Source organism: Neobacillus sp. CF12 (assembly GCF_030348765.1).
Classification (GTDB): domain Bacteria; phylum Bacillota; class Bacilli; order Bacillales; family Cytobacillaceae; genus Neobacillus.
The window spans coordinates 4,863,736-4,876,469 of sequence record NZ_JAUCEU010000007.1 but is presented as its reverse complement, the minus strand read 5'-3'; the positions used below and the strand labels follow the sequence as shown (position 1 = coordinate 4,876,469).

Below are 12,734 nucleotides of genomic sequence, written 5' to 3'. Positions count from 1 at the left end.
AATTTTCCTATATTAACATTCTGAATATTCCCCAAAAGTTGTGAGGATTTTATTGTTTTGTGATATCATAAGGAATGGAGTTGCGTTACTACATAAGCTGGGGGGATTTTGAGTGCAAAAGAATCAAAAAGTTTATGACATAACTATTATTGGGGGCGGTCCTACCGGCCTATTTACTGCCTTTTACGGTGGTATGAGACAAGCTTCAGTAAAAATCATTGAAAGCTTGCCACAATTAGGCGGTCAGTTATCGGCACTATACCCGGAAAAATACATTTACGATGTCGCAGGATTTCCAAAAGTCCGTGCACAAGAATTAGTTAATAACCTAAAAGAACAAATGGCAAAGTTTGAGCCAACTATAGCACTAGAGCAATCGGTTGAGAAGTTGGAAAAACAAGAGGATGGTACATTCAAATTAACAACCAACTCGGAAGTTCACTATTCAAAAACAGTTATCATTACGGCTGGAAATGGTGCATTCCAACCACGCAGATTAGAACTTGAAAGCGCAGCACAATATGAACGTAAAAACCTTCATTACTTTATTGATGACCTTAACAAGTTTGCGGACCAAAAAGTTGTTGTTTTTGGCGGCGGCGATTCAGCGGTTGACTGGGCATTAATGTTAGAGCCAATTGCCAAAGAAGTAACGATTGTTCACCGAAGAGATAAATTCAGAGCCCATGAACATAGTGTTGAGAACTTGCATAACTCAAAGGTAATTGTAAAAACTCCTTTTGTTCCTGCAGAATTAATTGGTGATGATCTCGGTATTAAGCAGGTCGTTCTTACTGGGGTTAATGGAGAAAACAAAGAAGCGATTGATGTAGATGCAGTTATTTGTAACTATGGTTTTGTTTCCTCGCTCGGTCCAATTAAAGAATGGGGCTTAGAAATCGAAAAAAATTCTATTGTCGTTAATTCTAAAATGGAAACGGCTGTACCTGGCATTTATGCTGCTGGGGATATTTGCACATATGATGGCAAGGTAAAATTAATAGCCTGCGGATTTGGTGAAGCACCTACTGCTGTTAACAATGCAAAAGCATTTATCGATCCAAAGGCAAAAATTCAGCCGCTACACAGCTCTTCCATGTTCGGAAAATAATAGATAAAAGGCGCCCTATCGGCGCCTTTTACCTTTTTATTAACATTCTTCTGGTGTACCAGTTGTTGTTGCTGTTCTGAATGATGAGCCGCAGCCACATGATGCAATCGCATTTGGATTATCGATGGTAAAACCGCCGCCCATCATTGATTGCTTATAATCAATTTTTGTTCCATTTAATATAGGAGCATCCTCTTTATTCACAAGAATTTGAATGCCATGCTGAGCAAAGTGAAGATCTTCTTCCTTCACTTCATGGTCAAATCCCATACCATAGGATAAACCACTGCAGCCTCCGCCTTTTACACTTACTCGCAATAAGGCACCTTCTTCTTCATTGTGTTTCATCATTTCTTTTATTTGCAAAGCCGCAGCTTCGGTGATAATAACTACATCATTACTCATTTATTTTTCCTCCTTTTTTGAGGTCTTTCTTATAGTATATACACTGAATCTTTCTGACTCAACTAATACGTTTAATAAGAATATAATAGGGAAGCGGATTTCGCTTCCCTGTTGTGCAGCTCTATATATTAAAACATTGGATTATCTTCTAAGTATTGGTAAATATTATCAACAAGTTCATCAGGTGTATTGCCTGAAACGACTTCACCGTTTACAAGTGCATAAAGTGTGGAAGCGCATTTCCCACAATAACCGAGACATCCATATTCGATAATATCAAGATTTGGATCCTTTTCTAACTTCTCCAGTGCCTTTTGTGCACCGCTTGCTAAATTACTGATACAAAATTCAATAATTGGCTTAAACATGGCTATCACCTCTCCACAACTTATTATCCTACTATCTTTCTACGGCTACGTCAAATACCACGTATTAGGTGGTGATGTCAATAATATTTTTATAAGTGTTGTTATTTTGTCATAATTCAGATATACTCTTAATGGATTTAAAGACTATACTACTATTATTTTTATTTAAACCTAGTCTGCTAGGTCACATATTTTTTACTAAAGATTAGAGACATGATTATTGGTTTACAAAAGGGGAAATAAAAAATGAAAAACCTTGTAATTCTCGGTGGCGGATATGGCGGAATGAAGATACTAAGTGAACTTCTTCCTAACAACTTACCTGAGAATGTAATGATTACACTTGTCGATCGCGTACCATACCATTGTTTAAAAACTGAATATTATGCTTTGGCAGCTGGAACAGTTTCTGATAAGGAATTGCGTGTATCATTTCCTGAACATCCTCAACTGGTGGTTAAATATGGGGAAGTGATAGGAATAGATAAATCCGATAAAAAGGTACTGATTAAAGATTCAGAACCACTTTCCTTTGACGACTTAATTATCGGTCTTGGGTGTGAGGACAAGTACCACGGTGTTCCCGGTGCGGACCAATACACTTATAGCATTCAAAGTATCGAAAAATCCCGTCTAACATACTCCGTGTTAAACAACCTAGGGCCAGGTTCGGTTGTGGGAATCGTTGGTGCCGGACTAAGTGGTGTGGAGCTGGCTAGTGAATTAAGCGAGAGCCGCGGAGACCTAAAAATTAAACTATTTGATCGTGGTAAACACATTCTTCCGGCCTTTCCTGACCGATTAAGTAAGTATGTTGAAAATTGGTTTCAAAAAAATAATGTTGAAATTATCAACAACTCTAATATCACAAAAGTAGAAGAAAATTTACTTTATAATCATGATGAGCCAGTACCTTGTGATGTGATTGTTTGGACTGCTGGTATCCAAGCTAATCAGGTGGTTCGTGAATTAGGGGAAGAAATGGATCGCTCAGGCAGGCTCATCATTACGCCTCGTCATCATTTACCAAATGATGAGCACGTTTTTATTCTTGGAGATTGTGCTAGTCTCCCACATGCCCCAAGTGCTCAATTAGCAGAGGGACAGGCGGAGCAAATTGTTGTTGTGTTGAAAAAGCGCTGGAATGGTGAAGAACCTCCAATTGAATTCCCAACCATTAAACTAAAAGGTGTCCTCGGTTCACTTGGTAAAAAACATGGTTTTGGGATGATGGCAGATAGAGCGATTACAGGTCGGGTAGCTCGTCTACTGAAATCTGGCGTCCTCTGGCTGTATAAATATCATAACGGATGATTTTAATAAAAAGAGCATTCCAGCATAATCTGGAATGCTCCTTTTATATTGCTTGATATCCGTATTTTTCTAACTCATTAAAAATTGTTTTTAATCGCGGATTACCTTCACCAACGATTTTACCTTTTATTACAACAACAGGATAAAACAAATCTTCCTCAATTACTTTTTTTGCAAAATTTTCTTTTTCAATGTCAGTTTGCGGTTGATAAATATCAACATAGGTCATCTTGAATGCCTGCTCGGGAAATTTCCTTGAAATAGCTGCCTCAAGCCATTCAAATGTTTCCTTTGAAGAAGGTAAGTTTACACAGCTTGGGCATAATTGGTCGGCACCATAAAGAATAATTTCAACTGTAGTATTTGTCATAAAATCAATCCTTGCTTTTTCTTTTATTTTACAACATTTAAACTATTAAAACATAAGAATATGGATGTAAATGTGCGAATTCCCATTTCATGAGAATGGATTTTTACCTTCAATGACATTATAATATAAGGTAGGAAAGGAGACGATATAATATGGCAGAACAAGAAGTACAAGAAATGTTTGAGCAGGTTCAGGAAGTATTAGATAAATTACGTCCGTTTCTCCTACGCGATGGCGGGGATTGTGAATTAGTTGATGTTGAGGATGGTATCGTTAAACTTCGTTTACTAGGCGCATGCGGCAGCTGCCCAAGCTCAACCATTACCCTTAAAGCAGGAATTGAAAGAGCACTATTAGAAGAAGTTCCTGGCGTAGTTGAAGTAGAACAAGTATTTTAATCATACAAAGAAGCGATTGCTTACAATTAGCAATCGCTTCTTTTATTATCTAATCAGTAACCAGTCTAATTGGGGGATTTTTAATGGTTTTAGTGGTGCTCCTACTGTAAGAAAAAACTTACCTAAAAACCGTTCATACTCGCTCGATTGCTTCAACATCTTACTTAACTGTTCTTCTAAAAGTCTCCTTTCCTGCTCGGAACGGGTTATATAATAATTTTCAATGCACTCAAAATAATGAAGCGGAAACAATAATCGTGAAAATAATAACCGCCACGAAAAAGCAGATAAAGGGGCAATACCTTGATAATCAGTGAAGAACTGCCTTACATCCATCTCGTAGGTTTGCGTATTTCTGAAGTATCGTTCCCGAGTCCATTCTGCAAGATCACGGCTGCGATGATCAAAAACCCAATCAAATGGATCCTTAATGTAATAATTAGCTCCCCAAGAGTCATTTGAAAAACGCTCATGACACACCGTTCCACTATCTGTTTCTTTTGGTTCATCGTCAATTTCGGTATCCACCAAGTATTGGATAGCATTTTCCGTCAGACCAATATAATAGGGAAATGATTCAATAAACATTTTCTCAAACTCATTTTCAGGAGTTTGATAAAGAAGTTCACTCCAGACCTTTTCAATTTGATCTAGCCGCTTTTCCCATAATGTTTTCCATTGTCCTATTCTGCTAGACCTTTCAATTTTAAAGGGGACCGTTTTTCCTCGTTCATGAAATTTTGCCAACTTCCTGCCTATTTTCACTTTAGCTATTTTATCGGTGTGCCGATTTGCAAGCACACAATATTGCTGATTTTCCCAGTTCGTAATGAATTCACCTTCGTTAGATTGTAAAAAAGCTGGTACATGGGGATCTCCATTTTTCCTTAAGTGTTCAGCAATTTTCTCTAGTTCAATTATATCTTCTGACTCTCTTCCATCAGGTTTTGCAACTAAATAGAGCCAGCCATTTCCCCTTAAAGCCTCATAAGAATCTAATTTAACATATTCTTCAACTTGTATTCCGTATTTATGTTCAAGTAATTTTTGCAGCATCCTTCCACCTCTTCTCTTTTCTACTCTTATGTCATATATATGTAGTAGCCCAAAAAACTTGTTGTCTTCTTGAGGAATAAAAGTATAAGAAAATCGTTATAGGAGAAATCTGTTAGAAGGGTGTTGGTTCATTCGTTCCTTTTCAAATGAGCACGCATATGTATGAATTAAGAATAACTAAAATTCAAAGGAAAAGGTGATTAATGGATGGCAGAAGATAAAAAAATGGACTTAACAGAAGAAACTGCACGTAGATGGATAAAAGAACGAGGCGTTGAGATTCAAGATATTGCCGATTTAGTTTTTTTCTTACAGGAAAAATACCATGAGAATTTAAAGATGGAAGACTGTATTGCTAACGTGGAGCGAGTAATAGCAAAGCGTGAAGTTCAAAATGCGATCATAACGGGGATCCAGCTTGACATGTTAGCCGAGAAAAACATGCTGGAAGAGCCCATTCAATCCATTATTAAAACAGATGAAAGTCTTTATGGGGTCGATGAAATTTTAGCATTGTCGATTGTTAATGTATACGGGTCGATTGGCTTTACTAATTATGGCTATATCGATAAGCAAAAGCCTGGAATTCTAGCCCGTTTAAATGATAAATCAACCGGTGAATGCCATACGTTTTTAGATGATATTATTGGTGCGATCGCAGCTGCTGCATCAAGCAGACTTGCTCACCGTGCGGCACATGTAGAGTAATAGAAAAGCGGAAGCGCCTTGTCCAGGGGCGACAGGCATAAGTCGAGCCGGCGGGAAGGTTGTTCTTTAACCTTTCCGACGGATTGGCTTATGACCTGAGAGCCATTAGGCGCTGTAGCTAGACAATTCTCAAAGTCCAGATTAAATCCTTTTCTTACGGCTCCCATTGATCCAATGAATCAATCGCGTAGGTTGGTTTTCGATTATAGCCGGCCAGTAATTCCTTCGTTGTAACACCTGTGTGAACTAACAGTGTATCGAGTCCTGCATTCATACCCGCTAGTATATCCGTATCATAATAATCGCCAACCATAAGTGTTTCCTCTTTAGAGGTACCCAAAACCTTTAGCGCTTGCTCCATAATGATTGACTCTGGCTTACCAATAAAGATAGGCTTAGTCTGAGTGGAAACAGAAATCACAGATGTGAGCGAACCATTCCCAGGGAGTAATCCTCTCTCTGTTGGGATCGCAATATCTCCATTCGTCGAGATAAAGGCCGCACCATTACGGACAGCGAGGCATGCTACAGCTAATTTTTCATAGCTAATTTCGCGATCTATCCCGATCACCACATAGTCAGCATTCTCTCCAGCATAAATAAATCCTTTTTCCTCCAACGCTGTACGAATACCTTCTTCCCCAATCACATAAAGTGACGCGTCCTTCTTTTGTTCATAGATGTAATTCGCAGTTGCCTGACTCGTTGTAAAGACTTGGTTTTCTTCACAAGGAATATCAAATTCATTTAATTTTAGAGCGACTTGGGCAGGGGTTCTAGATGAATTATTGGTTACAAATAGATAAGGAATTTCTTTTTCCTTTAACTTTTTAACAAAGTCCCCTGCTTCCTCAATTTTTTCTGACCCCTTATACATCGTTCCATCCAGATCAATTAAATAACCTTTATACTTTTTCATACCTATCACTCCTATATGTATCATAACCGTTCTTGTTCCTTTTCATCAATGCAAAAGGACCGCAAATGCGGTCCGTGTTAAATGATTAATTAAAAGCTGATACAGGGCCTAGTTCGTTCTGAAGATAGTCTCGGACGTTCTTCGGAAATAAAGATAATGCGTTAATATGAATTGAGAACTGACTATGAAGATCATGATGGTCAATTTCCGTATACAACTGAACTAGCACCTTTCGATACATAACCAATATTTTTAAACTGTTACCAGTTTCAGTTGATACAACCTTTTCATCGATTAAAATCTCAATAATATCTTCATAACTACCGGGATCTCTCATAATAAATCCATCTATCACTGCATTTCCAACATCTAATACTGACTCAAGCATGATATGTGTTAGTCGTTCTAATGCTGCTTTTTCTAGCGGTGTTTCCCATTGCTTCTGACTAGAAAATAGACTGATTTGCTTTTCCAGGAAAGCCAATGTTGTCTCCAACTTTTCGCGGTCTACAAAATACATTTCATCCACTTCCTCATTTATATTCATCTAAGTAGCAATTTCATCGAAAAACATGGCTGGGCGTGCGTAAAAGTTCCCCTGTGCCAAGTCAACATTATTTCTAGTTAAAACGGAAGCTTCCTCTTGGTTTTCAATACCTTCTGCCACAACTAAGGACCCCGCCTCCTTTGCAACTAGAAGCAGTCCTTTTAACATGGACTCCTTTACGGAGTTTTTATCTATATTTTCAATCACAGAGCGATCAATCTTGATGATGTCAGGCATAAGTTCGCTAATCGTATTCAAGCTTGCATAGCCAGCACCAGTGTCATCAACGGCGATTTTAAATCCCATTAACCGCAATACATTAATATTAAAGGAAAAATTCTTCAAGCCTTCGATTGAATCACGCTCTGTCACTTCAAACGTTATTTGTTTTGGTGAAATACTTCTATATTTCTGGAGTAACTTTTTTAAATCATTCGTAAATCTAATATTTCCTAGGGTTAAAGGTGTGCAATTCACAAATATACCTTGACGGCATCGAGAGGCCTTTACTTGTTGAAGTATTTTTTCTATTACAATCATTTCCAATTCGTACAAACGCCCGGTTTGTCTTGCTACTGAAAAAAGCTGCAAAGGTGCTTCTAATACCGTCCCTTTAGGTCCGCGTGTAAGCAGTTCCCAAGCCCTTATCTCTTTTGTAGCGACATCAATAATAGGCTGTGCTAACAAAGTAATAGCCTTGTGTGTAATGATTTTGTTGATTGACAATAGCATTTCATTAATTTCTACTTGCACGCGCTTCTCAGCCATGCCAATTGCTTGTCTGTGTGCCCTTAATAAGGAATCTTGGATAGAAAAGTCATGTTTGTCGACAAACATATACCCCACTTCAAAAGTCGGGTCCATAGAAGGATACAGTTTAATAAACCGTTGTGTTACTTCCTCTGTTATCTCTTTCATCATAATATCTATATTTGAAATTGAATGTCGATCGTGATCAACCGTAATCAATAGGCTTATCCCATCCCCATAATAATCATGAAGAGATATAACTTCCTTTGGGTTGACGACTTTTTCCACGACAATTTGAAAAATCTTTTTTACGTTTTTCATTAATTTGGAATGCTGCTGGATTTCAGTCTGTTCTAACAAATCTTTTAGGTTACTTAGTTTAAATACAATCACCGCAACCTCATGCCCTGCATGAAAAGCTTTACTTACTCCCTCAATTAAAGGATTGCGCAAGGTAAACTGAGGTGGGTAATAGCGTATGGACGAAAGAGGTAAAATAATCTTTCCCCATTGCATTACACTCTTAACTTTTTTTATGTAACGACAGCCCATGTTTTCCATCCCTCTCGCAAAGCAGCATACGACAATAATAAGTATATTGTAACATAATTTGACACAAAACCGGTTTTTCCTTCAGTAAATTTTTAACAATATTCTCCTAACACCAATTATTCCCTCTCTGACTTATTATTTGGTAATATAAAGAGAATGATTAAATTTAACTAAAGGAGAAACATACATGAAAGAACGTTATTTCTTATATGATGATACAGTGGATACAAAAACACGCTTTGTTAGTTTTGTTGGCGACAATCAACGCTTCGATTTAGCTATCGTGCAAAGCGATCGACACTACGGGAAACATCTTGTACTGGATTTACAAGGAAGTCGGTTTGCTATAATTGGTGAGGATGACTTAAAAGAGGAAGGGTATTTAGAATATGCTTTCCAATTAAATGAAGAGGATGCCGAAGAGCTGCGTTCCTTTTTATTAGAATTATTATAATGATTTATCATTCCTTATTACATAATAATAAAAAGGAGTGATGAACAACATGGATGAGAAAAAGGAAAGAAGCTATTTTGATCTTTCTAATGTGGAAAAGCAGAAGAACTTCTTAACGGCAGAGGAATTTCCTGAAGGTCCTTTTGGATCACCGATTGCGAAGAATGAGCCTGTTGAAAATAAAAGTACACCCTGGCAAGAAGGGCAGCGTTATTATAGTAACTTTAATTATGAGGATAAAACCTTTCATCAGAATATTCCACGGCAGTGGGATGGGGCACATCCTACACATGATGACCCTGAAAGTGATGAGCAGCCTCCTTATACGACCTAAAGCAAAGAAGCTCGCCCCATTGGCGAGCTTCCTTACTTTTTAACTTTCTTTAATACAAAATAGGCACAGCCAAAATTACAGTATTCATATAAATATTCACTTAATGTACTGATTTTGGTATCAAAGGTAGCTTTTTGATTTTGATCTTCAAAAAAGCCTTTAAGCCGAAGTTGCCCATATCCCCAATCCCCGACTATATAATCATATCTAGATAATATATCACTATATCTCGCCTTTAAGGCTTCCTCATTAAAGGCATCTCTGTGTTCCTGCACGATTTCATATGTGGAGCCATTGATACTGATCATGTTATCACCTCAAATTTTACCAGTAAATCTTTCTTTCATTATAACCGATTCACCATCAATTACTAAGAAAAAAAATCAGTTATTTGGCTATTCTAAAAAAAGGAGGTGCTATTAATGAAAAAGTGGCCGATAATGATTGGTTTTTGTTTACTCTTAACTGCAGCAGGATGTTCAAAGGATATGGCAACTAATCGTGATGTTTATGAAGAAAGCGGAGATACCATAAATGTTAATAATAAAAGAGAAGAACTTTACAATGAAGGTGGGGGTCGTGGCGTTCGAAATGTGAGCGATAACTATGGCTTTGTCCGCCATCAAAAAAGTCCTATCCAAGGTGACAGGGGTGGAACTGAACACTACTCTGCAATTGACCGTGAACAAGTGGCAAATATCATTAGTCAATTAAGCACGGACATTCCAAATGTAAATGATGTAGCTACTCTGGTAACGGACCAAGAAGTCCTTGTTTCCTATAGTACGAATGCAAAGGATCGTAATCAGACAGCAGACCAAGTAAAAAGAACTGCCATGTCCGTTGTCCCTAGGTATTACCATGTTTATGTTTCGGACAATACCAATTTAATGCGAGATGTGGAAAATCTTGCGAATCTGGACTCAACAAGCAAAAATGCAAGGAGTTTGGTTAATGGTTTAGTTAAACAAATGAAGAAATCCCCTCAGGGTAATCGAATGAGTGATAGTGAAGATGAAAATGGAGCTACGAAAGATGATGTAATGAATACGAAAAATAGATAAAAATTAAGAGTTCAGCCAATTGACTGAACTCTTTTTTTTAGGCTGTGTTAGATTAGGCTGTTGATTTGCGCTCCACTAAGGAAAGCTTCCTGGAATAATCATCGCAGGGACAGGCGGTTTTTGCCTGTCCGGAGGCGCTATGCTTTCCGCGGGCTCGCCCGTGAGCCTCCTCGGTCGTTCCGACCTGCGGGGTCTCACGGTGCTCCTACATCCCGCAGGAGTCAAGCGCATTCCGCTCCAATCAACAGGTTCTAAAATCATTAGTATCCATTAACACAGCCTTAAATAATAGATCTACGCTTCTTTTGCTTCTTTTTCCCCTAGTAATTGTTTATGCTTTGCGGCTGCGTTTACTTGTTCGTCTGCATGGTAGGATGAACGTACTAATGGACCTGCCTCACAATGACTGAAGCCTTTGGTAAGGGCTATTTCACGCAGTTCGGCAAATTCCTCTGGACGATAGTATTTTTCTACCTTCAGGTGGCTTTTTGAAGGTTGTAAGTACTGTCCTATGGTCATAATGTCCACATTATTTGTACGTAAATCATCCATAACTTCGATAATTTCTTCTTTCGTTTCACCTAAGCCGACCATTAAGCTTGATTTTGTAGGAATCGTTGGCTGCATTTCTTTCGCTCTGCGTAAAAACTCCAGAGAGCGGTCATATTTTGCACGTGCTCTAACTCTAGGTGTTAGCCTTCTGACAGTTTCAATATTATGGTTTAAGATATCGGGCTTTGCATCCATTAAAAGAGCCAGGTTTTCTTCCTTCCCACCCATATCTGATGGTAGAACTTCAATGCTTGTAAATGGATTTTTTCTTCTAATTGCTCTTACCGTTTCAGCAAAAACAGTTGCACCGCCATCTTTTAAATCATCCCTTGCTACTGCAGTTACTACAACATGTTTTAAGTTCATTAATTGAACAGAATCTGCTACTCGTTCTGGTTCAGCCAAATCTAATTCAGTTGGCAATCCAGTCTTAACCGCACAGAAACGGCAGGCACGTGTACAGGTATCACCAAGAATCATAAACGTGGCTGTTCTTCTTTCAGCCCAACATTCATGAATATTTGGGCAGCGCGCTTCTTCACAGACTGTATGTAGATTTTTTTCACGCATCATTTTTTTTAAGCCTGTATAATGTTCATTCGTATTTAATTTTATTTTCAACCATTCAGGTTTTCTTAGGTATTCACTGTTTTTGCTCACTATTTCCACCCCTATAAATGAGTTTGCTCCTAGTCACTTTACCATACTTTTTGCAACGACAACAAGCAGACTTGCTTTGTCACGACTATTTCCATTTATTGTCCATAATGAAATAGCCTAGATATCATAAACTAAAAGCGTACAATAATCGGAAGGAGGATTCCTGTGCGGGCATTTCTGATAATTGGAACTTTCCTCTTATTAATGAGCAGCATATCTCCCAGGGATGCTCATGCTAAAGGTCCTGATGAGTATCAGGAAAGAATGAAGCTTTACAAAAAGGTGGAAACCATCACACATATTCCTTGGTATTATTTAGCGGCTATTGATCAATACGAAAGGAATATCCGCCAGGTACGCAAAGACTTACCAAAAGCGGAAAGTGTGATTGGCATTTATTTCACTCCTGAGAAATGGGCTGGACCAACCAATCCCAATCTAACGGAAGAAAACCCTGCAATTATCCAATTCTTTAATGGAATGGGTGTAGACGGGGATGGAGACGGTAAAGCAAGTTTAAAGAGCGACGAAGATGTTTTATATGCATTTGCCAATTATCTTCTATCATATGGAACAGATCACGATAATATAAAAATTGGATTATGGAATTATTATCATCGTGACAAGACCGTTGGCATTATTGCTGGCAAGGCGAAAATCTACCGTCATTTCGGTCGGCTAGATTTAAATGCACACGTATTCCCGATGCCTTTACGCAGCAATCACAGCTATCGCAGTACCTGGGGTGATGCTAGAGGCTGGGGTGGAAGAAGAATCCATGAGGGTACAGACATTTTTGCTAACTACGGAGTTCCTGTCCGTGCCACAAATTATGGCATTGTAGAAATGAAGGGTTGGAATAATTTTGGCGGCTGGAGAGTTGGAATACGTGATATTAATAATACGTATCATTATTTTGCTCATCTTAGCGGTTTTGCTAAAGATCTAAAAGTTGGTCAAATTGTCGAACCTGGTACCTTAATTGGTGGTGTCGGCAGTACTGGATATGGACCTCCTGGGACTTCCGGGAAATTCCCACCCCATTTGCATTATGGGATGTACAAAGATAATGGCAATACAGAATGGTCCTTTGACCCAACACCACATTTAAGAATGTGGAAACAACAAGAAAGACAAGCCTTAAAATCAAAGAAACGATAAAAGCGATAGCG

17 protein-coding genes are annotated in these 12,734 nt (G+C 38.4%); 8 read left to right on the top strand and 9 right to left on the bottom strand.

Annotated features, from left to right (window positions below; translation table 11 throughout):
* Positions 1–112: 112 nt before the first annotated feature.
* Positions 113–1,111 (top strand): NAD(P)/FAD-dependent oxidoreductase, encoded by a 999-nt coding sequence (locus tag QUG14_RS23195; RefSeq protein WP_289342809.1) that lies wholly within the window; start codon positions 113–115, stop codon positions 1,109–1,111.
* A 39-nt stretch (positions 1,112–1,150) separates the two neighbouring features.
* On the opposite strand, the gene QUG14_RS23190 is transcribed toward QUG14_RS23195, so the two are convergent.
* Together QUG14_RS23190 and QUG14_RS23185 are read right to left on the bottom strand one after the other, a co-directional pair.
* The gene (locus QUG14_RS23190; protein WP_289342808.1) at positions 1,151–1,516 is read right to left on the bottom strand and encodes a HesB/IscA family protein; all 366 of its coding nucleotides are present in this window, start codon (positions 1,514–1,516) and stop codon (positions 1,151–1,153) included.
* Positions 1,517–1,644: 128 nt separating this feature from the next.
* Positions 1,645–1,884: a YuzB family protein gene (locus tag QUG14_RS23185; RefSeq protein WP_289342807.1), complete on the bottom strand. Its 240-nt coding sequence runs from the start codon at positions 1,882–1,884 to the stop codon at positions 1,645–1,647.
* A 246-nt stretch (positions 1,885–2,130) separates the two neighbouring features.
* Between QUG14_RS23185 and QUG14_RS23180 the strand changes: the two genes are divergently transcribed.
* Entirely contained in the window at positions 2,131–3,198 is a 1,068-nt protein-coding gene (locus QUG14_RS23180; RefSeq protein WP_289342806.1) for an NAD(P)/FAD-dependent oxidoreductase, read from the top strand.
* Between the two features lie 43 nt (positions 3,199–3,241).
* Here the strand turns inward: QUG14_RS23180 and QUG14_RS23175 are convergent, their stop codons facing one another.
* On the bottom strand, positions 3,242–3,568 hold the full coding sequence (locus QUG14_RS23175) for a YuzD family protein (protein ID WP_289342805.1): 327 nt from the start codon (positions 3,566–3,568) through the stop codon (positions 3,242–3,244).
* Between the two features lie 152 nt (positions 3,569–3,720).
* On the opposite strand from QUG14_RS23175, the gene QUG14_RS23170 reads away from it, so the two are divergent.
* Positions 3,721–3,966, top strand: a complete 246-nt coding sequence (locus QUG14_RS23170; RefSeq protein WP_081954428.1) for a NifU family protein — start codon at positions 3,721–3,723, stop codon at positions 3,964–3,966.
* A gap of 45 nt (positions 3,967–4,011) precedes the next feature.
* On the opposite strand, the gene yutH is transcribed toward QUG14_RS23170, so the two are convergent.
* Positions 4,012–5,022: a spore coat putative kinase YutH gene (yutH, locus tag QUG14_RS23165; RefSeq protein ID WP_289342804.1), complete on the bottom strand. Its 1,011-nt coding sequence runs from the start codon at positions 5,020–5,022 to the stop codon at positions 4,012–4,014.
* Positions 5,023–5,229: 207 nt separating this feature from the next.
* Here yutH and QUG14_RS23160 point away from each other — a divergent pair, with 207 nt between their 5' ends.
* The gene (locus QUG14_RS23160; RefSeq protein WP_095248389.1) at positions 5,230–5,730 is read left to right on the top strand and encodes a phosphatidylglycerophosphatase A family protein; all 501 of its coding nucleotides are present in this window, start codon (positions 5,230–5,232) and stop codon (positions 5,728–5,730) included.
* A gap of 154 nt (positions 5,731–5,884) precedes the next feature.
* Here the strand turns inward: QUG14_RS23160 and QUG14_RS23155 are convergent, their stop codons facing one another.
* From QUG14_RS23155 to QUG14_RS23145, 3 genes are all read right to left on the bottom strand, one after another.
* Entirely contained in the window at positions 5,885–6,649 is a 765-nt protein-coding gene (locus QUG14_RS23155) for a TIGR01457 family HAD-type hydrolase (RefSeq protein ID WP_289342803.1), read from the bottom strand.
* Between the two features lie 85 nt (positions 6,650–6,734).
* Positions 6,735–7,169, bottom strand: coding sequence for a DUF86 domain-containing protein (locus tag QUG14_RS23150; RefSeq protein ID WP_289342802.1), 435 nt, complete (start codon positions 7,167–7,169; stop codon positions 6,735–6,737).
* 27 nt (positions 7,170–7,196) lie between these two features.
* Positions 7,197–8,498: an EAL domain-containing protein gene (locus QUG14_RS23145; protein WP_289342800.1), complete on the bottom strand. Its 1,302-nt coding sequence runs from the start codon at positions 8,496–8,498 to the stop codon at positions 7,197–7,199.
* A gap of 187 nt (positions 8,499–8,685) precedes the next feature.
* Here QUG14_RS23145 and QUG14_RS23140 point away from each other — a divergent pair, with 187 nt between their 5' ends.
* Both QUG14_RS23140 and QUG14_RS23135 read left to right on the top strand, forming a co-directional pair.
* On the top strand, positions 8,686–8,952 hold the full coding sequence (locus QUG14_RS23140) for a DUF3055 domain-containing protein (protein WP_289342799.1): 267 nt from the start codon (positions 8,686–8,688) through the stop codon (positions 8,950–8,952).
* A 49-nt stretch (positions 8,953–9,001) separates the two neighbouring features.
* On the top strand, positions 9,002–9,286 hold the full coding sequence (locus QUG14_RS23135; protein ID WP_289342798.1) for a cytosolic protein: 285 nt from the start codon (positions 9,002–9,004) through the stop codon (positions 9,284–9,286).
* Between the two features lie 32 nt (positions 9,287–9,318).
* Here the strand turns inward: QUG14_RS23135 and QUG14_RS23130 are convergent, their stop codons facing one another.
* Positions 9,319–9,594: a YutD family protein gene (locus QUG14_RS23130; RefSeq protein WP_289342797.1), complete on the bottom strand. Its 276-nt coding sequence runs from the start codon at positions 9,592–9,594 to the stop codon at positions 9,319–9,321.
* Between the two features lie 114 nt (positions 9,595–9,708).
* On the opposite strand from QUG14_RS23130, the gene QUG14_RS23125 reads away from it, so the two are divergent.
* Entirely contained in the window at positions 9,709–10,350 is a 642-nt protein-coding gene (locus tag QUG14_RS23125; RefSeq protein WP_289342796.1) for a YhcN/YlaJ family sporulation lipoprotein, read from the top strand.
* A gap of 294 nt (positions 10,351–10,644) precedes the next feature.
* On the opposite strand, the gene lipA is transcribed toward QUG14_RS23125, so the two are convergent.
* On the bottom strand, positions 10,645–11,562 hold the full coding sequence (gene lipA, locus QUG14_RS23120; protein ID WP_289342795.1) for a lipoyl synthase: 918 nt from the start codon (positions 11,560–11,562) through the stop codon (positions 10,645–10,647).
* A 204-nt stretch (positions 11,563–11,766) separates the two neighbouring features.
* On the opposite strand from lipA, the gene QUG14_RS23115 reads away from it, so the two are divergent.
* Entirely contained in the window at positions 11,767–12,723 is a 957-nt protein-coding gene (locus tag QUG14_RS23115; RefSeq protein ID WP_289344218.1) for a M23 family metallopeptidase, read from the top strand.
* Positions 12,724–12,734 lie beyond the last annotated feature (11 nt).